Genomic DNA, 23,876 nt, shown 5'->3' on the forward strand with positions numbered 1-23,876 from the left:
TCTTTTATAGATGACTTACCATTTTATAGTGACAATTCAATGGCCGCATTTATCGAAGCTCTGCTGAAGGAACGGCTCTGGTACTGGTTAGAGACTCAGAAAGGGATGGATGTTGAAGGAGAGGTGAATCTTGGAACGGGACGCATCGATCTGATTGCCAAGACGCCGGACAACGAGGTATGGGGGATTGAGTTGAAAAGCAAATCTGGAGTCGGTTTTGGATCTACTCTCTATGATCAGAGCCATCGATACATGGAGAGCGGTGCTCTAGATCGGATTTTCTTCGCATCCCATGCCGTTGATGGTCTCCAGAATGTTCTCAATGGGTCGAACAAACCAGACATCGGCATTTTAAACCAGACCAGTCAGAAGCTGTGTGCTGGTATCACTGCTGGGGAGTATAAACGGGAAACCGTCGATCATGCGATTGAACAGGCGCTCCCGGAGGAATTTCTGAATCGTCGCACTTCGGCGGCCGCTACTATTCGGAAGTACATCTCCTCTAAACTTGATGGGCCAGTGGCGGACTCAAAATCCCCGATTCCGTTGACACAGGCTATGACCGAGCTTCAACGCGCTCGCTGCCCCACGGAGATGGGAATTATCCATGTCCCGCTCAATCTCAGGGGAGGCGTCCTCTACGATATTGAGAAAAATATCGACCCAGACCAAGCCTACGAACCTCATATCTTGCGCGATGCTGAGTTCCTCTCTCGCGAGACCGACCCCGTGTTCGCGCGACGTGAAGAACCGTGGGTCCGTCATTGTATCTGGCGAGAGTATGGGGGTCTTCCCGAGGCGTATCTCCCTAATGTACGGGAGTCGGATCAGGCGTTCCGCCCGATAGATCTCCTCGCATTCCCAGAAAGTCCAGACCCGACAGATGCTGTCGAGGCCCCGGATCTCAACGAGGTCATTGGCGTTGAAGCAAAGGGTGAATCATCCTTTGGCGGGGACCGAATGATTCGGCAGCTCTCTGAATTTCTCCAGACAAAGACCCTATCTCGGCTCTATCTTGCAGTTCCTCAATCCCTCGAAGAGGAGAGTCTAAACGTTCTATCTCTGCATGAGGAACTGGATGAAGTAGGGATCCTGGCCGTCGATGAGGACGGGACGGTCAGCCTCGCTCGGCGAGCGACGAATATGATCCCTCAGCACGATGGATACATGGATAGATACAGGCCCAGAAAAATCGGCTACGGGGACATCACACTTGAACGAGGACAGGATGTCATCTCTCCCTTTGTTACTGAAGAAGAAGCAGAACGCTTGAAGAACTCAGATGCAGCCGAGTATGCACAGGATCTCCTGACCGACAATTCAGAATTAGCGGATACAAATGGCTGGATCTCTGCAACCTTTTCAAACTCACTCCGGTCGCCAGAGTCTGAGTTTGAACAAGGGAAAAAAGCTCGATCGTATCTCCTCAAAGGACGGTCTGCTGATCCCTACCATGATAGCGAGGACCCGTTCGAAAACCCATCAGAGATGAAACAAGGCTATGTTCGCCTCACTATCACCGATTTCGAAGCGGATGGAGACTTTGCTCTCAAGCTTCATTTTGGACGCGGGTCGTGGGAGGGAGGTTACATCTGGTTAGCTGGCGACGAGGTCAAACAACTGGAGGCTGTGCTGGTATCGCTTGAGACAATTTCTGGTGGTGAGGTCCCTGGTCAGGGAAAAGTCCTCGATCTGGAGACATACCCGTTCGATCATGCCGAGAACGAGCCTCACCGGATATCCGGCAGCTCTGGCGAAGAAGAACCATTAATACTGCAGATTACTTCCTCGAACGAAGACAATGTGTTCGCAAAAATGCGTCTCGGAGAAGGTAATGCCGAAGGGGTTGATGTGGAACTCACCAAACCGCAATGGCTTGACCTTCTCGCCACAATCGACATACTGCAAACCGCCAACCATCGCGAACTACCGGGTGAATATAGTTCGTATCCCCGTATCGGCCCTAGTGGGGAAGATACCTGGAGCCTTGGGACAGACATAGAGAAACAGAACAACCCTGACCCTCTTCCAGAGACGTAGCTGTCCTCTGTAACTACTAGGTGCCCATTCTGCGACGTGGACTTAATTAGGCTAGCACTCATTTTACAGCGGTTCTTGGGCTTTGATCCCTGACGAGAAAGTAACCAACAGGCTCTCGATAGACGGCACATTTATCGTATAGAAGTCAATTCTGGAAGACATGAATACGAAAACTGGAAAGTTCGACCTAAATATGGAGGACGTTCTTGAGGCTTGGGGGCCTGCTGACGGGGCTCGAGAACTCATTGCTAACGCCCTCGACGAACACGCACTCACCGACACGCAAGAGCCTGATATCTACCTGGATGATAAGGGTCGGTGGCACATTCGAGATTTCGGCCGAGGACTCCGATATGATCACTTCACGCAGGCAGAAAACGAGGAGAAACTCGAACGCCCAGATACGGTCATTGGGAAGTTCGGCGTTGGGCTGAAGGATGCGCTCGCGACCTTCCATCGGCACGGTATCAACGTGGTTATTCACTCGAAGCACAACACGTTCCGAACCGAGGAAGCACCAAAGCATGGATTCGAAGACATCTCTACCCTTCACGTCGACGTGCAACCGCCAAAGCAGTCTCTCGAGGGGACCGACGTCATTCTCGACGGAATAAGCAAAGACGCGATCGAGGAAGCGAAAGGGAACTTCATCCGGTACAGCGATGTCGAACAACTGGAAGCGACTCGCTTTGGGAACGTCTATCGGGTCGCCGACGGCGAATCCGCCGCGGTCTACGTCACCGGATTAAAAGTCGCTGAAGAGGAGAACTTCCTCTTCTCGTACGACATCACCAACACGACGAAGCAAATCCGAGATGCGCTCAATCGGGAGCGTTCGAACGTTGGGCGAACGGCCTATACTGCCCGAGTGAAACGAATCCTTCGGGCATGCGAGTCTGAAACTGTCGCCGAACGTCTTGTCGACGATCTCCAGCGGTTTACTGAGGGGAGTACCCACGACGAACTCGGTTGGAAGCCAATTCAGCTTCACGCAGTCCAGATCCTCAACGCCCGCCGGAAGGTCGTGGTCTCGACCGTCGACGAACAACGACGCAACAGAGACCTGCTTGACCATGCCCGAGACGACGGATACGATGTCGTGACGGTTCCTGACCGGATCCGTGACGAATTGAACTCGACAGATGATATCGATGGGAACACGATTCGCGACGTCTCCGTGTATCAGAACGAGTATGAGGACAGCTTCGAGTTCACGTGGGTTACGGAGACCGACCTCAGGGAACCTGAACGACAAATCTGGGACCTCCGTCACGACCTCTTTGAAATTGTAAGCCACCCTGCTGACTATGAGTTCCGCATTGCACAACAGTTCAGAGCGACTGACGACGATTCAACGCAGGGACTCCATCAGGGTCGTGACCAACGTATTATCGTCCATCGAGATGTCCTGACTGACGCAAGCACTTTCCTGGGGGTGCTGCTTCATGAGCTGGCGCACACTCGGACTCCATTCCCGGATCAAACTAGGGAATTCGAGAACGCGCTTACCGACCTTCTCGGCGAGGTCGGACAGGTGGCTGTACACAAGGAGTAACCCAGAATCAAAACATCTGGTAGAAACAACTGCGTATTTGCCGGATTTTCCCCGAACCATGGATGAGTCTACCAGTGATTTATATCCACGTATTGAGCAGTCAGCGGATATGAGTCACGGAACGCTCGCGATTGACGTCGAAACTGCTAGCCCCTTTAACGATCCTGGCTGGGATGATTTCGATGACACCGCTTACTTCGAACTGGTTGCAATTGCGCTTGGCTATCAATCTGAACCTGAGGGCCCAATTGAGACGACGGTGCTCTTTCGTCGTGGGGGATGGGACGATGACTCTACCGCCTCTCTGTTAGAAGACGCCGTCTCCTGGTGTCGTGCTCGGGATGCAAGTCGTACGCTCACCTATAACGGAGATGGGTTTGACGCCATCCACCTTCGCAACTGGGGTGCACTCGTGGGTGTCGACGTTGAACCGCTGCTCGTTGGTCACGAGGATCTGAGACATCCAGCGACTGAACGCCACGGTAATCGACTTCCGGAATGGAAGGACTTCCCGAAGTTCGAGACGCTCTGTGACTGGGAGGGCGTTGAGACGACATCTACCTACTACTCCGATTATAATCTGGAGACGTCTCTGCAGGGATACGATGCGATTGACTCCGCACATGTACAGGGCAAGCACATCGGGCAGGTTCTGGGAGAGCTGTATGTCGATGGACTTGATAACGGTGATACTGGCCCCTGCTCGATAGATGACCTCGAACGATTGATTTCGCATTATGCTACAGGGGACATTGAGCCCCTTTTCGAACTCGACCGTCTATTTAACCCTCCTGAAGAGCCCGTATAGCGAATTCAATTCTCCCCTTACAATTCTGTGACCCGAATAGTGGCTCGATACCGGTTCTGACACTCTTAAGATTAATATTATCATTAAATGGCTGTAGTACTTCTTCTGATGTGCCAATTCAAAAATCGACCCCCAATTGGGTTTCTAGAATCAAAAGCAACATCGCGTTTCAGCTTTCCCCTAGAATTAAGTTATGTGATGCGTACCTCTGTTTGAGGATGAAGACTCAGGACGACATCGCTCACAAGCAGCCGATAACAATCGAGGTTCAGATCCTCAAGGAACTCGACAAGCCCAGTCCGAAGATGGCGACCCGTTTTCTTGTCGCTGACCGTGACGGGAACCGGTTCTCGTTGGCGATCTGGAAGAATAACGCGCTCTCGGATTATGACTGGACGATCGGCCAATGGTACCGACTCGAGAACGCACGCGGAAATGTCTTCAACGGGAAACAGAGTCTGAATGGCTCGTCGAAAATGCGTGCAACACCCCTGGAGGCATCAGAGGAAGACGAGACCAGTACCGACGATGTAGGCCGTGTTGATACCATCCTCGGAAACATGTCGCCTGACCAGGCATACCTTTCGCTCTTCCCGATCAGTCGATCCTTCGATACCCTCTCGGTCTACGAGTACTCGATTGAAGCGGCTGAGGCCTTCGAGGATGCCCCTGATACAGTCACCTACCGGTGCGCTGGTCGACTCCGACGGATCACTGGCGCGGGTGTAGCGTATGCTGGTTCAATGCGAATAGTATCGACCCGAAAACTCCCAGATAAACTCGCGGATCCCTTTTCACTGAGCGAGCCCACAGAGCGAGAGTTGAATGCGACTGATGCTCGAGACCGTCATCGGATCGAGCGGCTCCTCAAGTCACTCGTCAAAGCTGCAATCGACGACTCGACGTACGACCCGTACCAGATCAACCGGATTCGTGCGCGAACACCGTCGATCACTGCCGGAGATGGGCTCTTCGAGGCGTGTTACGAATTCGCCGCACGGGTTGATGTCATGCCATCGGGTGATGCATTCGTAGGCATCGAAGTGCGCTACCACACACGGAGTCAGGTCACTGCTGACGTCTACGAGGACAAGACTGCCGAGTTGGTCGGAACTATCGTCGAGCACGACCCCGAGCGGTACAACATCAGTGGGACCGGACGAGTAGTGGGATTCACCGATCACCACTTCACCGATGCTCTCGACGAACTCGGCGGCCTCTCACTTGCAGACTGGTATGCTCAGAAGGATCGCGTTCCCGAAGGTGTCCTTGAGGCGCTCCGCGAGAAAAATCCACGGCTCGTCGATATCCAGTATCAAGAAGACGAACCTGCTCGAATCCACGTGCCAGATCTGCTCCGAGTCGCGCCGCGCAAGGAAGTGGTCAAGGAACTGGACCCAGCCTTCCATCGACGGTGGGACCGCGAGGCAAAGATGCTCCCAGACAAGCGGTTCCGCCACGCTATCGAGTTCGTCGATCATCTCGGCAGCCTTCCCGACATCGATGCGACGGTTGCTCCAGAGCCTCTCGGTCCGAGTCTCTCCTATATGTCGACAGCCGTCGATCGCGAGAAGAATCTCCGATTCAAGGACGGACGAACGGCTACCACTCCGTCGAGTGGGATTCGCTCAGGGGTTTACCAGCAACCCACGAGCTTCGATATCGCGTACGTCTACCCCACGGAGAGCGAACAGGAGAGTAAGCAGTTCATCTCGAACTTCGAGAACAAGCTTTCACAATGCCAGTGTGAGCCAACGGCAGCGCGTCATGTTCCCTACGAACTCGGTGGTGAACTCAGCTACCTTGCTGTCATCAACGAACTGGAGTCGGTAGACGCTGTCCTTGCTGTCGTCCCACCACGGGACGACGACCGAATCACTGCTGGGGATATCACCGATCCGTACCCTGAATTCAAGAAAGGGCTCGGAAAGCAAAAGATTCCGTCTCAGATGATCGTGACCGAAAACCTCGGCACGAGATGGGTGATGAACAACACTGCAATGGGGCTCATTGCAGGTGCTGGTGGTGTTCCATGGCGCGTCGACGAGATGCCCGGCGAAGCGGACTGTTTCATCGGCCTCGACGTCACTCGCGATCCGGAGACGGGGCAACATCTCGGGGCCAGTGCAAACGTGGTCTACGCTGACGGTACGGTCTTCGCCTCGAAGACCCAGACACTGCAATCGGGAGAGACGTTCGACGAACAATCCATCATCGACGTCATCAAAGACGTCTTCCAGGAATTCGTTCGACGCGAAGGGCGGTCACCCGAGCATATCGTCATCCATCGCGACGGTCGGCTATTCGAGGATGCAGATGAGATTCAGGCTCCATTTGCAGACTCGGGCGTCTCAATCGACATCCTCGACATCCGGAAGAGCGGTGCTCCACGCATCGCCCAGTACGAGGATAACTCGTTCAAAATCGATGAAAAGGGCAGGCTGTTCATCTCCCAAGATGATACCCACGGGTTCATCGCGACCACCGGGAAACCCGAATTCGATGATTCGGATAACCTCGGTACCCCGAAAACGCTACGCGTCGTTCGACGTGCGGGCGACACGCCGATGCTGACGCTCCTGAAGCAGGTGTACTGGCTGAGTGAAGCCCACGTCGGAAGTGTCTCGCGGAGTGTTCGGCTTCCAATTACGACCTACTATGCAGACCGCTGCGCTGAGCACGCTCGAGAAGGCTATCTACTCCACGGTGAACTGATCGAGGGGGTTCCGTACCTGTAGCCACCCCTCGGCCGATGGTGAGCGGTGATCTCACCACTGAGTCCGTTCAAACCCACAAATCCATGAACTTCAGCACCCCTATCACAGTCCCACGCAGTGACGGCGACGACACGGTCGAAATCGAGATGGAGTTCGCGATGGTCCGGTCGTGGCGGTCGTTCGTGAAGTACTTCGGTGAAGCACGGGCGATTCGCACTGTCACCTACTCGCAGTCGCCACAGATAATTCACGAAGTATTCAATCACGAAAAGCTCGACATCGACTTCCTCGAAGTGGTTATCGGTGATTACCGCCAGAGTGAGTATCGAAAAGATCTGCAGGGAGACGTCGACTTGGCAGCGCAACTAAACCATCTGCTCCAGAATGAGCAGCTTCAGCTGTTTACTCTCGATAAGCAGGTGACGCTTCACTCGAAGCTGTACCTGATCGAGAATCGCGATGGTACTCGTACACTCATACTCGGGTCACCCAACCTCTCGAAACAAGCGTGGGAGGGAAACCAGACGAACATGCTGGTTGCCTTTACAACGGATGGGACTTCACTTATCGACACCTGGTTCGAGAAGTTCTATGAGGCACATCGAAAGCAATGCGAGGTGTTCATGAAGGATCTCACAGAGCGACTCGATGCTGCCGAGACACCAGAGGAGCAAACAGAGGAACTGCACCTCTGGGTCGATGGAACGATGCCGTCGAACAACCCCACTGGAGATCTTCACCGCCGTATCGTCGATCTTCTCGACGAAAACGACGAGCGGATTCGACGGGTCAACGTGGCTTCCGACCCGGATGAGGCAGACGAAGTTATTGCGCTCGCAACGGACGGTTCCGGAGATGTCGACCCCACCGATGTTGGACCGAGCCAACAGATTCGACTCTCGCCACAGGGTCTCGAAGACCCGGTCAAAAGCGCCAAATCTACGCTTACACGTCACAACGTTGCCGTGAAACCGACCGAACTTCGTGGATCACCAGCTGGCTTCGCTCGCTATATGCGGTCGTTCAATGACGACTTTCCGATAATGTGGCTCAATGAGAAAGAGCAGTCGGTTAGAATGCAGGTGGACAACACCACCCTAGAACTCACTGCTTCGCCCGACCACGCCTCGGAGGTCGACGACGCACTAGCGCATATTGAATCTTACATCGAGACGATTCAGCGCTTTGGGGACACGAAGTACTCCGAGGCCACGATGGCCCATTTCTATGAGGCACTGATCTACTTTTTTTGGGCCCCGTTCGCGGATTACTTCGCTAGCCACTACGCTGGTACTCCCGGCGCTGAGCTCGACAAGGATCTCCCATTCCTCTACATTCACGGTGGAAACGACTCCGGAAAGGGGATGTTCATCCGGTTTGCGATTCGACTCATCTCGAATGGGTATGTGGCAGAACCTGTGGAAGGAACACAGTTCACGAAGGACGCAATCAACCGGTGTCGAGGGTCGAATACCGTCTTCCCGTTCGTCGTCGACGACGTCGATAAGGGCAATGTCGAGCGAGACATCGTCAAGACCTACTGGGAAGGGGGATGGGATGGCTCAGTTTCGTTCCCCACATTCATTTTCACCAGTAACCACACGAAGCCCAAATCGGAGTTCCGCACCCGAATGAAGGTCCTCGACTTCGACGTCATGTTCGATGTCACTGGTGACCAGCGCGAGAAAGCCGCCCGAATTGCAAACGAACCGAACCGACTCTTCTCCTGGTTCTCGCACTTCATGTTCGAGCAAGACCTTTCGCTTCCGGACCGGTCGGACAAGTTAGCTGTCGCTCGAGATGTCTTCAAACAGCTCTACGAATTTGCCGAGCGTGACGAACCAAACTACTTCCCGTCTGAAGGCCCTGCCGAGGACATCTATGACCATGGCCGGCGAGTGTGGCGACACGCACACGAGAGCGGCCTGTTCACCCTTGAAACGCGGAACGGGGTCATCCGGGCCGACTTCTCCGCTGAACTCGAGTCACAAGACGTCTGGAAGTACCAGAAGCTCGTGCCCGCGACGATTCGGGCAGAAAAGCAACGAGCACGGATCGAGTTTAGTCAACCTGAGCGGTTCTTTGAGTGGACTGGTATCAAACCCAAACGCGGGTTCTTGCAGCGTCTGGGATTCAGATAGTCTGCACGTATTCTTTTCACTATCCAATCTTTGTGTCGCTATGTGAGCATGAGGTAGAACCAGTATGGAATACGTACGATCGGAGTCTCTTCAAGAACTTCGACTGGTTCTGGCAAGGTCGCTGTGTCTCCCGCAACAACAACCCCAAGCGGAGCTTCGTAGGTCTCGATGAACTCCGCGACTGCATTCGTTGTTGGCTCCATCGAACCTGCCCTGTAGCCGAGTCCGATCGGAACAGGAACACCAGCACATTCGAACACGAAATCGACCTCGCCTTCCGTTCCGGGCCAGTACTCGACTGTCGGTTCAGCTGGTGGATCATAGTCATTGAATTCATACCCTGCGGAAAAGTTCATATTGAAACTGAGACGCATCGAGTGGTCGAAGGCTGCCACATGCGCCAGCTTCGATTCGAGCTGATAGTCATTGAGGACCTCACTGGGCGTGTGGCCTGTATAGGCATTGACGAGTGCTGTATCACGTAGGTAGAGTCGAATGGAACGTGGTCGACTGTTATCGTATTCTGGCGATGGTGTGAGGAGGAACAGCTTACTGAGAGCTTCGAAGTAGCTCTCTCGAAGTGTTCGCCGATCGACGTCGAAGAGTTCAGAAAGACGGTTGTATCTGAACGGTGTTTCCAGATCTGCTGCAACGAGTGCACACAGCCGCTCCAAGTCTGCAATATTCTTTACTGCATCTAGGCCCGGTATCTCTTGGTAGAGAGAGAGCCGTACGTCTTCGCGACGGTGTTTGTACGCATCTTCTGAGAGGTTAGATGCAGAATCGATCCCTTCTGCTTCGTAGCTGAGGACCCCACCGAGTGCGAGGTAGTGCACCACCTGTGAACGAATGCGACTCGCATCGATCTCTACAGAGTCATAGAGTTCGCGTAATGTCTCGAAAAATTGCGTTGGGTCGTTCGTGCGACAGGCGTTTGGTAAACCTGTCTCACCTTGACGAATTGGTGAGGGGCTTAGTCGTCTCTCATCTTCTTCGAGTTCTGGGAAAACACTCTGAATATGGTCACGGAATTTTTCAGGAAAAATCGGCCAGACCGAATATCGATCTGCATCGAATCCAACTCGTTTGAGTTCCCGTTCGATTTGGAGTTCTGCACTTGCAGTGAGAATCACATGTCGGTCTTCCGCTCCCTCGAGTAGTGACTTAACTTCCTTACCCCATCCTTCCAGAGACTTATTCGGATGTTCAATCCGATGTACGTCGTCTAAGATGATGTACTGTGGTGCTTCGTTCTCAAACACTTGGCTCAGGATGCGTCCCTCGTAATAATTGACCGCACGTCGCAGCTGATCATTTGACTGGAGCTGATATAGCGGGTTTTCGTCGAACGGAATGTAGAGTACGTTTTGAGGAGGTATCTCGTCTGCTTTGATTCGCTGACGGATAAACTGATTAATGAGTACGGTTTTTCCGACTCCTCTTTGCCCAACTAACGCATACACGTCGTATTTGTCGGGTTCCGGCTCGGATTTGTAGGGTGATGCGAACCGATAAAAATCACTTTTCTTTTGCGCTGGGATGTCTAATTCATCAAGTGCGCTCACTCCGTTTCTCCACCATGGATTGTGGCGATGGAGGTTAGATAGAAGCGAGTTGTCGATTGTGTCTTCGGCCATTATTCTCTATTTTCGACTTTGTGATGATACTACTTTTGCTAATTCGTTTGTCTAGCGGGCCTTCCAGCGATTATTAAACAGTCTAACGTATCTAATTAGGCCAGCGTTATCACCCTTTCTAAAATCCGGTTTTTGGCGCTCATCCCATTGGCTTAATGTTAAAGTTAATTTTAACCTTCTCTTGACCGCTGGTCTATCTGAATAGTAGCTGAATTTTCCTTTACACCTCCTCCCAACGGAGACTCTTGAGAACTGTTTGTAGCTCGTGGAGCTGTTGACATCTCCGCGACCGATGTTCTATCTTTCTCAGCGTCTGTTCAACCTCGAGGAGTATCTCGTGTAGTTCGTCGACAGGAATCTGCCCACCATCCACGGCGCCACGTTCTGGGTGATACCCTTGATCACCGTACGCCGAGTCGGGAACCGGATCGTCGACACCGAGAGCTCGATCGAACTCAGGACATCCTGTGGATCGGGCCCGTTTAGCGTCAAAGATCAATTACTTCGACGTCGGGATTCGCACCGGTTGGCCCAGCGACCACTTTCGCACGCTCGAGTTCGCGGAGCTCTTGCTGGGCCTGCCGTTCGAGAGCGTCTACCCGACGACAGCGGTCGATTCCCACGTCATCGACGACGTCGTCGTCATCGATCGTGAAACGCTTGCCTCGGTGGTCGATCTGCTCGAGCATCAGAGTGCAGCCTCCTGAGCCGCGTCTCGAGCGTCCGCCTGTAGGTGATCGTATCGGACCTCACAGCTGTCCGAACAGAATCGGCCAGCGTACCCTGGTTGATCGCGGGCAAGTCTCGTACAGGTTGGCAGTTGACACTCGCTAGAGTCGGTCATCTGGCGATACCTCGATTCAGAAAACGAGTCGTCCCACTGGCTGGTGACGCTGTTACTCCATCAGTTCTATTCATGGATTGCTGCGGTGGACTCCGTTCGAGCCCCGCACCCCTTCTGGGGGCGATAAACTGTCTCAAGAGACGTCTCGGTCACTCACAGTTAGTGATCGAATGTGCTGTCCGGGGTAGGAATCAGCCCCGTGCGGATCTCGAGGTCGACATGCCGAAGATGCTTACAGCCGTCGTCTGGCTGACGTTACTCGAAATCCGGACAGCTACACATCTCTCCCTCGATGTCGACGTTGTAGATGTTTTCGCTCTCACTAATAACCTCGTAGAGGGAACCCACCGAGGCGAAGCGGACGTCCATATTCTTGCTCAGCGCGCGGCGGGTTCGCGGCTCGTCGATTGAGAAGCCACCGGCCTCGAGTGGAGTCGGTGGTGTTGGTGTCTCGCACTGATCGTTGAACGCATTACGGCGATTTCGCTCCTGACCACAGTTTCGACAGCGCCATTCTCGTGTCCGGTATTCGAAGCCGTCAGTAAGGTTAATCTCGTATGGTGTTGGTTCCTTACCTGGTAGCCACTCATCAATCGCGATCAGTTCATGTCCGTTCAGTCGAGCGATGTAGCCGAAATACCTCTGCTCTCGGTCACTGGTCTCTCTCTATAGTCGTGATGCTGCTCGCGATGGATCGGTTGATCTGTACTCATAGGAACTCTTGAGACACACATTGTTGCGCCTCACCCGTCAGGCGCGAAAAAACAGCTTTCAGGTACTCGGTGGTGGAGAGATCATCTATATGGGGATCTCAGTTCCCGTTTGTTCGAAGTAGCATCCCGTGATCGTTCAGTATCTCACGGAATCGATCCTGTCCCCTACTGAGGGATATTCTTAAGCAGGACGATAGCAAAGATTGGAAGCACGAAGTCGCGATGAACGATCTCTCTGATCCACGGCCACCGCTTCCAGAGTGGATAGTGGATGCGTACGATATCCTTTGTACTCACAGTTACAACTCGGCTGAGCATGAAAACGTCCAGTTGATCTCTCGAGAGCAAGCGCTCGAGGTCCTCTGTAGTACCGATGAATTGGCCCTCGAACCCGAGGACGCGACCCATGCACTTACTCGGTTGCTCGAACGAGGTTATTTCTATGAGGTTGACGGTGAACTTCGCGTGACCATGCCGGAAAACTGACTTCGTCGGCTTTAGTACACCAGTACCTACTCGCATATTTTATCAGGGTGAAAGATTTTCTCGCCGACTGTTCGCGTCACGCCTCGGCGCTCAAGGCCGACGTGTAGGAACGTCTCGCTAGGAGCGACCGCGCCACACCCCTGACAGTGCGTCTAGTCGGGATAGCCGGCCACGCTGAGTCCGATCATATCCCACGGCTCGAGGCGCGATAGCCGGAAGAATAAATACGCTCCTTGCTTCAGTTTCGAGCGCCTACGTTCGATACGGGCGTTAGTGCTGCTTCTAGCGCTTTCGTATCCGATACCAGAGACTAGCGAGGCTAACGATTAGCTGTGCTATTCCGACGAGGACGATCGCCACGGCGATTCCAGCGGGGCCTGACATAGATACCTCTGCCCGTTGCGTGCCCGACCTCACTGCCTACGTTCGGTACCGGTCTTTGCGGGCAAGAAATCGATTTTTCGAGGAGGCTTTAATCCTACCGAATGGATTTAAGTCCAAAGCCGAGCCCAACCTCCACATGCGAACCTCACAAGAAGACTTGCTCCTAATCGAGGCGCTCGTCGAATACCACGCAGATCGAATGAACGTCCAACCCGAACGGGCGGCTCGAGCGTGGTGATGGCCGGCGAGATCGCCGCGAGTCACGGGCTTGTGATTGAGGATGCACTTTCGCAGCGGGATACGGTGTAGGAGAGACTACGAACTACCGGCGAGCAAGCGCCTTATTCGCCCGCCGGTTCTGTTTCCACTCGCGAACACGTTTCTGGAGTCGTGCTTTCCACCCACGGTATTCTACGTCGATCGACACGGCCTCGAGATCCTGGCCGCTTTGGGTATCGATCGAAAGCCGGTCGGCATTTTCGAGCGCCGACGCGGATACCCAGCACTCGCTGCGAGACTTGCCGTCGACAGTGGTCGTGGTAACGAGGCCACTGTCAATCTCCTTGGGGTCGTCGTCTTGCGGGAACACGTGGATGAACGACACATCGGGGTCGGCCCGAAGTACGGCTACATGATCGCTCTTCGATGGAGCCGAGAATGTCACGGTCTGAGGGGCGGCCATCGGAGGCTCGCCGTCGGTTTGGACCACCGTGGCGTTGCCGAGTAGTTCGAGTTCGATTGTATCGTTACTCATTCGTTCTCACCTTGGACCTCACCCGGTATAGGTGACCGCTCTCCATCGCGCCGTTCAACTCCCGGATTGCTGCCTGCTAGTCGTCGACTGTTGCCAGCCACTGTGACGACCGAGTCGAGACTCAGTCCGAATGAGAACGATGAGAACGTTGTGAACGACCCGCACATACCTGTACCCAGTAATAACATTCGGAACTACACAACCTCGAAGGATGATTTTGATGCGTGGCTTTGTTTCCCCTTAGACAGAAGAGAAACTGACAGCAAGTAGGAGTACGAGTCGCTCAGTAACTAATCGATTCCAGACCCTCTGCGTCGCGTGATTCAACCGAAGGTAGTAGTAGTGCATGAAAATGACAATAGCCGAGGGTCGTGGAAGCGAATCCCAAACTCTTCTTACGACAGTTTGATGGTCCCATCCGAAGAGATTGTTACGTCATACCCTCGGTACCGGAACGAAACGTGTCCGCTTCGGACCGAGTCGTCAGCAGCGGTCGGTTCAAACAATCGGTCCAGCGCAGCAGGATCCACAACGTCGTTGAGCGGTGGCTCGAGGGTAATCGGGGAGACATCTTCCGCGTCGGCAATCGCTTCAAGGACGCGTAGGCTCGGCTTTGAGCGCGTTGACTCGGTGGCAGTCATGGATTAGACGAGGAGCTGAATGTCGGATTCAGCCATGTGTTGCAGCGCGGTGGCCGCACCGACGCCAGTGGTGACGCCGTCGTAGAAGTCGTCCTCATCATAGTCCATCAGTTCGATCGTCATCTGACACGCCTGCAGATCGACGCCGCTCTCGAGCGAGAGGTCGATCAGTTCCTCGATGGTGGCAGTCCCGTTGTCGTCAATCTTCTTCTGCATCATCTTCGTGGCCATCTTGTCCATGCCTGGCAGAGCAGCGACGGCGTTCGGGACCGGCATATTCGGGTTGCCGACGGCGCTCAACTTGAGGTCCTTCGACTTCTCCTCGTGGAGGATATCGAGCCCCCAAAACGTGTGGAAGACGACAACCTCCCAGCCGAAGGCGGCCGCAGTGCTCGCGAGGATTAACGGTGGATACGCCATGTCGAAGCTCCCCTGTGTCGCGACGATGGTCATCTTCTTCTGATCGTCGCCAGTGTCCACCGCTGCCATCGATTCTTCCAATTCCTCGACGCGCTCGCGCAGCGCCTGTAACTCGGCGGCGTCGACGTCCGAATCGGCGTCGTCGACTGCCGTCGTTGGGTTATCCGTGCTCATTATTCCGTTTTCTTCACGTAGTGAGTGTACAAATCGTCCTCCTCGACCTGCTCGAGGAGTTCGACGCCGTCGGTGCCGTCGGCCCACCCCTGAATGTCGCTCATGCTGCCCGAGTCAGTCGCGACGACCTCGAGGACGTCGCCGGCCTCGAGATCGTCGATCGATTGCTTGGTCTTCACGATGGGCATCGGGCACGACTGTCCTTTCACGTCTAGCGTCTCCGTGGTCTGGTATTCCGAACTCATAGTTTCGTTCTGGCCCCGTATTGGAGCTATCATACAATATTGGATGCTCCCATATAAGGCCTCCGGTTATTGCACAATACACGAACACCCCCAATCCTGAGGAGGGCAAAATAACTAGTTAGTACCTTGCATACGCGCATATAGAAATCTAGAGGCTGTATTGGGCTAGCTTGTATTGTAGATAATAGGAAATACTACACAAACCCTTAAGTGCCAGTAGCCGATACTGGGAACTGTACAACATGGACGATATGGATCTTCCAATGCCGGACGTCGAGATCGAATCGGTCAGTCCAGACGAATTGAAGGGGCAAATCGACGCGGGCGAGGACGTCACGCTCCTCGATACCCGCATGGAATCGGAGTACAACGAGTGGAAGATCGACGGAGAGACCGTTGAATCGATCAACATCCCGTACTTCGAGTTCCTGGACGACGAAATTGACGACGATGTCCTTGCACAGATTCCCGATGACCGCGAAATCACGGTTCTCTGTGCGAAGGGTGGCTCGAGCGAGTACGTCGCCGCACAGTTGAGAGAGCGCGGCTACGACGTCGACCACCTTGAGGACGGGATGAACGGCTGGGCGCGCATCTACGAGCGCGTCGAGGTCGAGCGCTACGACGGCGCGGGGACGCTCTACCAGTACCAGCGTCCCTCGAGCGGCTGTCTCGGCTACCTCATCGTTGACGGCGACGAGGCGGCCTTGATTGACCCACTGCGTGCATTCACCGACCGATATCTCCAAGATGCGGACGAACTGGACGCCGACCTGAAGTACGCAATCGATACGCACATCCACGCGGATCACATCTCAGGCATCCGCGACCTCGCCGATGAGGGCGTCGAGGGCGTCATCCCCAAGGCGGCGGTCGACCGCGGTATCACCTACGCCGACGAGATGACTCTCGCAGCAGACGGCGACGAGTTCGAAGTCGGTGCTGCCACGATCGAAACCGTCTACACGCCCGGACATACCTCCGGGATGACCTCGTACCTGATCGACGACTCGCTGCTTGCGACTGGCGACGGCCTGTTCGTCGAGAGTGTTGCCCGCCCTGACTTAGAGGAGGGCGACGAGGGCGCAGAAGACGCCGCACGCCAGCTCTACGAGTCGCTGCAGGAGCGCGTGCTGACCCTGCCTAACGACACGCTCGTCGGCGGGGCTCACTTCAGTGACTCCGCCGATCCCGCCGACGATGGCACCTATACGGCACCGATCGGCCAACTCGAAGAAGAGATGGACGCTCTAACGATGGACGAAGACGAGTTCGTCGAGCTGATCCTCTCGGATATGCCGCCCCGTCCGGCCAACTACGAGGATATCATCCTCACGAACCTCGGACAGCAGGAGGCCAACGACAAGGAAGCGTTCGAACTCGAGCTCGGCCCGAACAACTGCGCGGCCAGCCAAGAGTCGCTGGCGGGTGACTGATCACCGTGATCGAGATCGCACTGTTCGCCGAACTTGCCGCCCCGGGTCAGGTAGTGCCCGCCGAGCCGTTTCCCAACGGCATCTCCCGGTACGCTATCGGTGGACTGCTCGTCGGCCTCGGCGCGGTCGTCATCTATCTCGGGACGGGGATCGCCGCGGGCGCGAGTACGTTCCTCGAGTCGACGCTGTCGTACGTTTCGGATCAGTCACGGTTCAAGCAGTACCGCGGCTCCCGGGACTGGCGCGTCGTCTTCACGCTCGGAATCATTCTGGGAGCGGCGGTCTACGCCGTCTTCTGGCAGGGCGGGACGTGGACAACCGACGTCCAGCCCTGGCGGTTGCTGCTCGGTGGCGTCCTCGTCGGGATCGGGACGCGCGTCGGGAAGGGTTGCACGTCGGGCCACGGCGTCTGCGGCGTCGGCTCGGCCTCGAAAACGTCGATCGTCGGCGTGATCACGTTCCTGACGGTCGCGATCGTGACCGCCCAGATCGTCCAGGCAATGGGGGTGAGTCCGTAACATGAGCAGAAATCGCCATCCGCTGTTCATGCCGCTGATCCTCGTCGGCGGTCTGATCTTCGGCTTCGGACTGGCGTACAGCCACATGGCCCGGCCGGAAGTCGTGCTGGACTTCCTCCAGTTCGACGACCTCGGCCTGCCGTTCGTCATGTTTGGCGCCGCGATCGTCTCCGGGATCGCCTTCGCGATCATGCCCCGGATTCGCGACAGCGCACCGCTGACGGGCGACGTGTACCGTCGACGGCTGAAATCGTTCGATCGAAACGTCCTGATCGGCGGCGGGATCTTCGGTGTCGGCTGGGGGCTCTCGGGGATCTGCCCCGGCGCGGCCTACGCCAGCCTCGGGATCGGAAACGTCGCCATCCTGTGGGCGCTCGTCGGCATGTTCGCCGGCGCCTACTTGCAGGGGGTCTGGCGCAGCAAGCGCGCCGCGGCCGACTCCGGTCCAGCGAGTGCTGACTAACACCGTTCGAATTTCGCACCTCGAGAACTGAAACGGAGGATTTTCGTACACTAATGGAACCCACAACGATACTCCTGTTCGCAGCGGCCGCGGTCGCGAGCCTCTTCATGGCGTGGGTCATCGGCGCCGGCTCGAGCGGCGCGACCCCGTTCGCCCCGGCCGTCGGCGCGAACGCGATTCCGACGATGCGCGCGGCGTTTCTCGTCGGCATTCTCGGCTTCGCTGGCGCGGTGACGCAGGGCGGAAACGTCTCCGAAGCCGTCGGCAGCGGCCTCGTCGACGGGATCAGCCTCCCGGTCAGCGGCGTCATCGTCGTCCTGCTGATTGGCGCCGGACTGATGGCGATCGGCATCTACACCGGATATCCGATCGCGACCGCGTTTACCGTGACCGGATCGGTCATCGGCGTCGGCCTCGCGCTCGGCGGCAATCCGGCCTGGGGGAAGTACGCCGAAATCGGCGCGGTCTGGGTCCTTACACCGTTCGTGGGCGGGGGAATCGCCTACGGTATCGCGAGTGTTCTTCCGCGACCGGACGTTCCCGAGGCGACGAGCGTTCCGATTCTCGCTGGCGTCGTTGGCCTCGTGGTCGCGAACCTCGAGTTCGCGTTCCTCGCGTCGGTCGGCGGGACGCTCGCCGCCGGCGGCGCCACCGCGATTCCGTTCGACGGTACCGCCGCCACGGTCGTAGTCTCGCTAGGTTTCGGAGCTGTCGCTGCGGCCGTCGTCCGCTGGGACGTCGGTCGCGACGAGGCCGGCGGTCTGCGCCGGTTCCTGCTCTCGCTGGGTGCGCTCGTGGCGTTCTCGGCGGGCGCGAGTCAAGTGGGACTCGCCGTCGGACCGCTGTTCCCGCTGCTCGAGGAGTTGCCGACGGTGTCGCCGATCGCAGTCCTGCTCGGCGGCGGCGTCGGAATCCTCGTCGGCTCGTGGACGGGCGCCCCGCGAATGATCAAGTCGATCTCCCAGGAGTACGCGTCGCTGGGGCCGCGTCGCTCGATCGCGACGCTCGTCCCTTCGTTTCTCATCGCACAGAGCGCGGTTCTGCTGGGAGTCCCGGTCTCGTTCAACGAGATCATCGTGAGTGCGATCGTCGGCAGCGGGGCCGCGGTCGCCGGCGGAGCCGGCGTCAGTCCGCGAAAGCTGGGACTCACCGTTGCCGCCTGGGTCGGATCGTTCATACTCGCGTTCGGTCTCGGCTACGGGTCGATGCTTCTTCTGGACCTCTGAAGCTGCAGGACGCGTTCGGCCCTTCTTCGATCACCGTCCGTTTTCGATCGAATCTCGGTCGGAATAGCGGGTTGCCTATACGCTTTCGAGAAGCTACGGTAGCAATCGGCCGATCGACGGCCGGTTCGACGCGACGACGCGATAGACGAACTCGCGGACGGGTGCATATCCAGGAATACGACGAAACAGCGGAAAAAACTGCGATGGCAGAAGGCCGGTCCGTTCGTAGGCGCGTTCCATCGCTGCCCCACAGGAGTAGGTCGTCTCGTCGGTAACCAGATGCGCACACGCCTCGTAGTCGAGCGGCAAGCGCGCTTGCAGGCCGTCTGTGAGTTCCGAAAAGCCGACGATGTCAATCGCCGCGCGGCGGTCCACGAACCGCGCTGCACGAGTACAGACCCCGCAATCGTCGTCGTAGACGAGCGTCGGTGGTGACATTCTCGAGCCGAAGGCGTGGATACCGATGAGGTTCTCAAGCCACTAAACTCTCAACCCCAACGACTACCCTTACGCTTCCCGTTCGGGTTCTCATGCCATCGGAGTCGGCCGACGTTCGCGTGTGGCTGGTCGAGCGCGATTACGACAATCGAGACCTCATCATCCTCACCTATGCGACTCCTGACGGAACTCGAACCTTCCGAAAGGAACTCGCAGTACAGGCGGTCGACCTGGACACGGTCACTGCCGCGAAGGACGTCTCTCCCGATGACCTCGCGACCGTCGAGGATCCAGACGTTCGCGACCGGTATGCCGACGAAGCAGCGCGCATGGTGGAGGAACACGATCCCGACGAGACGATATAGTTGTGGCAGATGACCGGACCCGATCTGTCCCGACGGCGACTACTCGAGCGTACGGCGGGAACGCTCGCGATCGCCGCGCTGGCCGGCTGTAGCGACCTCGGTTGGGACATTGACTCGAGCGACGTCAACAGGACCGACAAGAACGACGGCGGAGACGTGACCGACGGCGAGGACGGCTACACGAACTGGTGGCAGGTCGAGCGCCTCAACGGGACGCTCCTCGGTTGGCGCGACCTGACACCCCCCACTCCGAACAGCCGTTCACTCGTTCCGAGTGCGTTAAAGTGCCTGACGACGTCTCGTGTGTCATTGTCCACGGTTACGACGAGATCCACGGCTACGGTGGACGAGCGATGCTTGTCGCACTCCAGTCAGGCGAGACGCGGGTCGCCGACCAGGGATCGTTCGCTTGCTCGTTCGGCGAGCGCGACTGTCCGTAACGGTCTCGCGAGTCCCGCGCTGCGACGGTCATCGCCGGTGGTCGGTCAGTAGATGCGCTCGGTCGCGATCTCGGCGCCCTCGACGAGCGCCTCGAGTTTTGCCCACGCGATCTCGGGGTCGACCATGCCGAGGCCGGCCTGCGTGCCGAAGCCGCAGTCGGGCGCGGCGACGATCGGCGTCGACTCGTCGACCGCGTCCGCGACGCGCTCGAGGCGGTCCGCGATCGTCTCCGGGTGGTCGATGATGTTCGTCTTGACGTCGACGACGCCGGGCATCAGCGTCCAGCCGTCGGGAAGCGGCTGTTCGGCGAACGCGCGGTACTCGTGCTGGTGGCGGGGGTTGGCCTGTTCGACGCTCAGTCCAGTGATATCGGCCTCGTAGATCTCCGGCAGGAGGTCAACGAGGTCCGCGTCGAGGTGGTGGGGGCCCTCGTAGCTCCCCCAGCAGGTGTGGAGGCGGACCTGCTCAGCGGGGATGTTCTCGAGGGCTTCGTTGAGCGCCTCGACGTGGAGACGCGTGGCTGCTCTGATCTCCTCGAGCGGTTCGTCCGCGTAGGCCGCCGTCTGGCCAATGGTGAGGAGTTCGGGTGCGTCGATCTGGAGGGTCATTCCGGTCTCGGCGATCAGTTCGTACTCCGCTTGCATCGCGTCCGCGACGGCGAAGAGGAACTCCTCGTAGGTATCGTAGTACTCGTTGACGTGCGTGGTTGCGACGATGCTCGGCGACGCCGAGGTCACGAACGTCCCCTCGAAGTCGGCGTCGACGGCCGCGAGCGCGTCTCGGAACTCCTCGAGTTCGTCCTCGGCTTCCCCGTGGCCGGTGTACTCGATGGGACCGTCGATGACGGGCTGCATCGAGAGATCGATGACGTCCGTCTTGAACGTCTCCTCGGCGTACTCGGGGAACTCCTGAAGATCCGCCCAGAGCTCCTGTTCGCGCTTCCCGTCAATCCCGCTCAGACGGTCCGCAACGTACCAGTTGAACGAGACCCGCGACTGTTCGCCGTTATTGATGACGTCGAGCCCGACCTCGGCCTGTCGCTCGACGACGGCCCGCGTGGCCTCCGCGACAGTTTCGTTCCAGTCGTCCTCGTCGACCGGTTCGTCGTTCTGACGCGCCTCGAGGAGGTCGAGAAGCGCCGGCGGGCGTGGGAGGCTCCCGATGTGCGTCGTTCGGATTCGGTCTTCGGTGGTCGTCATTGGGTACTCTTGTGAGTAATAGTTTCAGCAGACAATATAACTGGTGGTATTCTCACGATCGACGACGGTCACGGTGGTTCGCTAGCGTCTACGTCGTTCGAAAACGGCTAAATTCCGTTGAGGGCGCCGAATTAGTCCGGAACCATCGTCAGTGGTACGCCTGTTCGCCGGCCTCGATCGAGATCTCGAGCCAGTTTTCCGTCGGCGGGAGCGGGCACTCGTACCGATCCGAGTACGCGCACGTCGGATTGTACGCCTCGTTAAAGTCGAGGATCCAGTTACCGTCGTCCGTTCGATGGCCGTCGCCTTCGAGGTCGAGGTACCGACCGGCGCCGTAGGTCTCGTCGCCGCTGGTCACGTCTCGGAACGGGACCCAAAGCCGATCGTCGTCCGGATCCGCCTTGTAGGCCTGCAGTGTGATGTCTTCGCCGTCGACGGTGAATCGGAACTCGCCCCACCGAAGGTACTTCCGCTCGCCGTCGGTACTCGTCCCGACGGTGACCGGTTCAGGGTCGTTGTACTCGTGCAGCGGCAGTTCGAACCGGTATGCCTCGTCGATCGGGTAATACTCGAGGCCGTCGAACGACTCGCGCTCGTCCGACGGAATCGGCGAGTGCGGGTCGCCGCCGAAGTACCGGTCTTTCTCTTCCCGTTGCGTCTCGATCGCTCGCCGCCAATCGGTGGTCATGGTTGAAGGTCAGTGTGTCGTGGTCGTGTCGCCAGTCCCCGTATTTAGGTCGGACCAGGGCGCTGTTCAGATAATCACTATCGACTGCCGTGGCCTCGGCAGGTGCGTCACTACGCATGTTGCTCGATTAGCCCCTCCAGCGTTCCGCGGTCCTGGACGCCGACCATCCGCTCGACCGGCTGGCCGTCGGCGTAGAGGACGAGCGTCGGGACGCCGCGAGCGCCCAGTTGCTGGGCGATCTGCTGGTGAGCGTCGACGTCGACCTTCGCGACCGCGGCGTCGGTCTCCGCCGCGAGGGCCTCGATCGTCGGCTCCATCATCTGACAGGGGCCACACCAGTCGGCGTAACAGTCCACGAGGACGACGTCGTGCTCCGCGACGACCTCATCGAGGTGACCCTGGCCTGTGATCGCGATTGGCTCGTCGGGTGCGGTGCTCCCCCCGTCGGCCGCGTCGAGGCTCCCACCGTTCTCGAGACGTTCCTGCAGCTCTCGCTTCTTCTGGTCGCGGATCCGTTGGCGTTCGTCGTTTGCGGAGTCGCTCATCGATCGACGGTACGGTTTCCACAGCAATAACGGTTTTGTGAGCTAACTACAATATCATATGGCCGGTTTGGACTCGCACTAGTCTCGTCGCGGATCGCCGGCCGACCCTCACATCGTTCGGGCTGAGCAGACCGGGAACAGAGCGTCCTCGAGTCCAGTAATGAACCATACCACGGCGTTGACACCGCCCGTTTGATCGGGTAGTGCAGTACCGTATCGACCGCTCTCGTGGCTGCTGCGGTGACCCAAGACCGCTTCGCCGCGTCTCGCACCTCCTCCCATTCCGTTTGTCGTTGGTGAACTGCCGACGGTGCATCTCCGCGACCGTTTCCGACTCGAGGATCCGATCAGTATCGACGGCTCCGCCGTGAAGGTGTACCCGGACGAACCGTGCCATGTTAGTCGCGGTCGCGCTCATCGCTCCAGTCGGTACCATTCCGACGAACTCGAAAGGACGGTCCTCGAATCCGCCGTCTGCGGCCGTGTACCCCGTTGCGAGATCAGCGAAAAGCACGTCCGGGACCGACTGGGCGAACGTGCTTCGATCCATCGAGAGAGGGCACTGCCGGACAGAAGTGGCGGCGTCCCGCTCGGAATGCATCCACCCGCGTACTACTTCTCCTGTCGCAAGCGTTCACGGCGCTCCTCGAACTCCTCGTCTGTGAGGTCGCCGCGGGCGTAGGCGGTTCTCAGTTCCTCGAGTGCAGGATCCGCCCGTTGTCCGCCTGAGTGCCGAACCGCGCTGTACAGGAGATATCCGAGACCGAGAAGCACCAACAACGGAATAACCGACATGAGGAGCCACATCCACGTGGCGCCAGTTCCGTCCCACATTCCGCCGTTCCACATGTGGCCGCCGCCCCAGACGCCCATCATGGGCATCGCGAGCGCCATCATGAGTACCGGCAGGAGCAGGATCGCGGCGATAACGATCAACAGCGTTCGAATCAGTGAGTCGTCGGTTGCCATACGTTGTCCTTCGATCGCCAGAGTATTGA

The 23,876-nt window shown here is 57.3% G+C and carries 23 protein-coding genes and 1 pseudogene; 12 read left to right on the plus strand and 12 right to left on the minus strand.

What is annotated here, in order from left to right; genetic code table 11:
- Positions 1 to 39: 39 nt before the first annotated feature.
- From C481_RS19625 to C481_RS19645, 5 genes are all read left to right on the plus strand, one after another.
- Complete coding sequence (locus C481_RS19625; RefSeq protein WP_006111082.1) at positions 40 to 2,040, plus strand: hypothetical protein; 2,001 nt, start codon at positions 40 to 42, stop codon at positions 2,038 to 2,040.
- 160 nt (positions 2,041 to 2,200) lie between these two features.
- Entirely contained in the window at positions 2,201 to 3,595 is a 1,395-nt protein-coding gene (locus tag C481_RS19630) for an ATP-binding protein (protein WP_006111083.1), read from the plus strand.
- A 109-nt stretch (positions 3,596 to 3,704) separates the two neighbouring features.
- Positions 3,705 to 4,403: a hypothetical protein gene (locus C481_RS19635; protein WP_006111084.1), complete on the plus strand. Its 699-nt coding sequence runs from the start codon at positions 3,705 to 3,707 to the stop codon at positions 4,401 to 4,403.
- An 821-nt stretch (positions 4,404 to 5,224) separates the two neighbouring features.
- Positions 5,225 to 7,141 carry a Piwi domain-containing protein gene (locus tag C481_RS19640; protein WP_241434719.1) on the plus strand — a complete coding sequence of 639 codons (1,917 nt, stop codon included), beginning with the start codon at positions 5,225 to 5,227 and terminating at the stop codon, positions 7,139 to 7,141.
- A 62-nt stretch (positions 7,142 to 7,203) separates the two neighbouring features.
- Positions 7,204 to 9,261: a phospholipase D family protein gene (locus C481_RS19645; protein WP_152422217.1), complete on the plus strand. Its 2,058-nt coding sequence runs from the start codon at positions 7,204 to 7,206 to the stop codon at positions 9,259 to 9,261.
- Positions 9,262 to 9,299: 38 nt separating this feature from the next.
- On the opposite strand, the gene C481_RS19650 is transcribed toward C481_RS19645, so the two are convergent.
- The 3 genes and pseudogenes from C481_RS19650 to C481_RS19660 form a co-directional block, all read right to left on the minus strand.
- Complete coding sequence (locus C481_RS19650) at positions 9,300 to 10,898, minus strand: ATP-binding protein (RefSeq protein ID WP_006111087.1); 1,599 nt, start codon at positions 10,896 to 10,898, stop codon at positions 9,300 to 9,302.
- A gap of 488 nt (positions 10,899 to 11,386) precedes the next feature.
- Complete coding sequence (locus C481_RS22805; protein WP_083860939.1) at positions 11,387 to 11,587, minus strand: hypothetical protein; 201 nt, start codon at positions 11,585 to 11,587, stop codon at positions 11,387 to 11,389.
- Between the two features lie 314 nt (positions 11,588 to 11,901).
- A pseudogene (locus C481_RS19660) lies at positions 11,902 to 12,455 on the minus strand (hypothetical protein).
- Between the two features lie 222 nt (positions 12,456 to 12,677).
- On the opposite strand from C481_RS19660, the gene C481_RS22810 reads away from it, so the two are divergent.
- Positions 12,678 to 12,941: a hypothetical protein gene (locus C481_RS22810; RefSeq protein ID WP_083860940.1), complete on the plus strand. Its 264-nt coding sequence runs from the start codon at positions 12,678 to 12,680 to the stop codon at positions 12,939 to 12,941.
- Between the two features lie 706 nt (positions 12,942 to 13,647).
- Here the strand turns inward: C481_RS22810 and C481_RS19670 are convergent.
- The 4 genes from C481_RS19670 to C481_RS19680 all read right to left on the minus strand — a co-directional run bounded on the left by C481_RS19670 (position 13,648) and on the right by C481_RS19680 (position 15,559).
- On the minus strand, positions 13,648 to 14,079 hold the full coding sequence (locus C481_RS19670) for a hypothetical protein (RefSeq protein ID WP_006111090.1): 432 nt from the start codon (positions 14,077 to 14,079) through the stop codon (positions 13,648 to 13,650).
- Positions 14,080 to 14,474: 395 nt separating this feature from the next.
- Positions 14,475 to 14,720, minus strand: coding sequence for a HalOD1 output domain-containing protein (locus tag C481_RS21375; RefSeq protein ID WP_006111091.1), 246 nt, complete (start codon positions 14,718 to 14,720; stop codon positions 14,475 to 14,477).
- Positions 14,721 to 14,723: 3 nt separating this feature from the next.
- Positions 14,724 to 15,314, minus strand: a complete 591-nt coding sequence (locus C481_RS19675) for a DsrE/DsrF/DrsH-like family protein (RefSeq protein ID WP_006111092.1) — start codon at positions 15,312 to 15,314, stop codon at positions 14,724 to 14,726.
- Positions 15,314 to 15,559, minus strand: coding sequence for a sulfurtransferase TusA family protein (locus C481_RS19680; RefSeq protein WP_006111093.1), 246 nt, complete (start codon positions 15,557 to 15,559; stop codon positions 15,314 to 15,316). Before C481_RS19680 ends, C481_RS19675 begins: the two co-directional genes overlap by 1 nt.
- Positions 15,560 to 15,801: 242 nt before the next feature.
- Between C481_RS19680 and C481_RS19685 the strand changes: the two genes are divergently transcribed.
- From C481_RS19685 to C481_RS19700, 4 genes are read left to right on the plus strand one after another with little or no spacing between them, the layout of a single operon-like run.
- Entirely contained in the window at positions 15,802 to 16,995 is a 1,194-nt protein-coding gene (locus tag C481_RS19685; RefSeq protein WP_006111094.1) for an MBL fold metallo-hydrolase, read from the plus strand.
- A 5-nt stretch (positions 16,996 to 17,000) separates the two neighbouring features.
- Entirely contained in the window at positions 17,001 to 17,513 is a 513-nt protein-coding gene (locus C481_RS19690) for a YeeE/YedE family protein (protein WP_006111095.1), read from the plus strand.
- A 1-nt stretch (position 17,514) separates the two neighbouring features.
- The gene (locus C481_RS19695; RefSeq protein WP_049904790.1) at positions 17,515 to 17,976 is read left to right on the plus strand and encodes a DUF6691 family protein; all 462 of its coding nucleotides are present in this window, start codon (positions 17,515 to 17,517) and stop codon (positions 17,974 to 17,976) included.
- Between the two features lie 53 nt (positions 17,977 to 18,029).
- Positions 18,030 to 19,202 (plus strand): inorganic phosphate transporter, encoded by a 1,173-nt coding sequence (locus C481_RS19700; protein WP_006111097.1) that lies wholly within the window; start codon positions 18,030 to 18,032, stop codon positions 19,200 to 19,202.
- Positions 19,203 to 19,295: 93 nt separating this feature from the next.
- Here C481_RS19700 and C481_RS19705 read toward each other — a convergent pair whose 3' ends face one another.
- Entirely contained in the window at positions 19,296 to 19,640 is a 345-nt protein-coding gene (locus C481_RS19705; RefSeq protein ID WP_006111098.1) for a thiol-disulfide oxidoreductase DCC family protein, read from the minus strand.
- A 92-nt stretch (positions 19,641 to 19,732) separates the two neighbouring features.
- Between C481_RS19705 and C481_RS19710 the strand changes: the two genes are divergently transcribed.
- The gene (locus C481_RS19710) at positions 19,733 to 20,005 is read left to right on the plus strand and encodes a hypothetical protein (RefSeq protein ID WP_006111099.1); all 273 of its coding nucleotides are present in this window, start codon (positions 19,733 to 19,735) and stop codon (positions 20,003 to 20,005) included.
- A gap of 284 nt (positions 20,006 to 20,289) precedes the next feature.
- Complete coding sequence (locus C481_RS22460; RefSeq protein WP_006111100.1) at positions 20,290 to 20,445, plus strand: hypothetical protein; 156 nt, start codon at positions 20,290 to 20,292, stop codon at positions 20,443 to 20,445.
- 45 nt (positions 20,446 to 20,490) lie between these two features.
- Here C481_RS22460 and C481_RS19715 read toward each other — a convergent pair whose 3' ends face one another.
- The 4 genes from C481_RS19715 to C481_RS19730 form a co-directional block, all read right to left on the minus strand.
- Positions 20,491 to 21,645 (minus strand): cobalamin-independent methionine synthase II family protein, encoded by a 1,155-nt coding sequence (locus C481_RS19715; protein WP_006111101.1) that lies wholly within the window; start codon positions 21,643 to 21,645, stop codon positions 20,491 to 20,493.
- 148 nt (positions 21,646 to 21,793) lie between these two features.
- Positions 21,794 to 22,333: a DUF1684 domain-containing protein gene (locus C481_RS19720; RefSeq protein ID WP_006111102.1), complete on the minus strand. Its 540-nt coding sequence runs from the start codon at positions 22,331 to 22,333 to the stop codon at positions 21,794 to 21,796.
- Positions 22,334 to 22,443: 110 nt separating this feature from the next.
- Positions 22,444 to 22,878, minus strand: a complete 435-nt coding sequence (gene trxA / locus C481_RS19725; protein WP_006111103.1) for a thioredoxin — start codon at positions 22,876 to 22,878, stop codon at positions 22,444 to 22,446.
- 612 nt (positions 22,879 to 23,490) lie between these two features.
- The gene (locus C481_RS19730) at positions 23,491 to 23,847 is read right to left on the minus strand and encodes an SHOCT domain-containing protein (protein WP_006111104.1); all 357 of its coding nucleotides are present in this window, start codon (positions 23,845 to 23,847) and stop codon (positions 23,491 to 23,493) included.
- Between the last annotated feature and the right edge of the window lie 29 nt (positions 23,848 to 23,876).

Origin of the sequence: Natrialba asiatica DSM 12278 (genome assembly GCF_000337555.1) — an archaeon.
GTDB lineage: Archaea > Halobacteriota > Halobacteria > Halobacteriales > Natrialbaceae > Natrialba > Natrialba asiatica.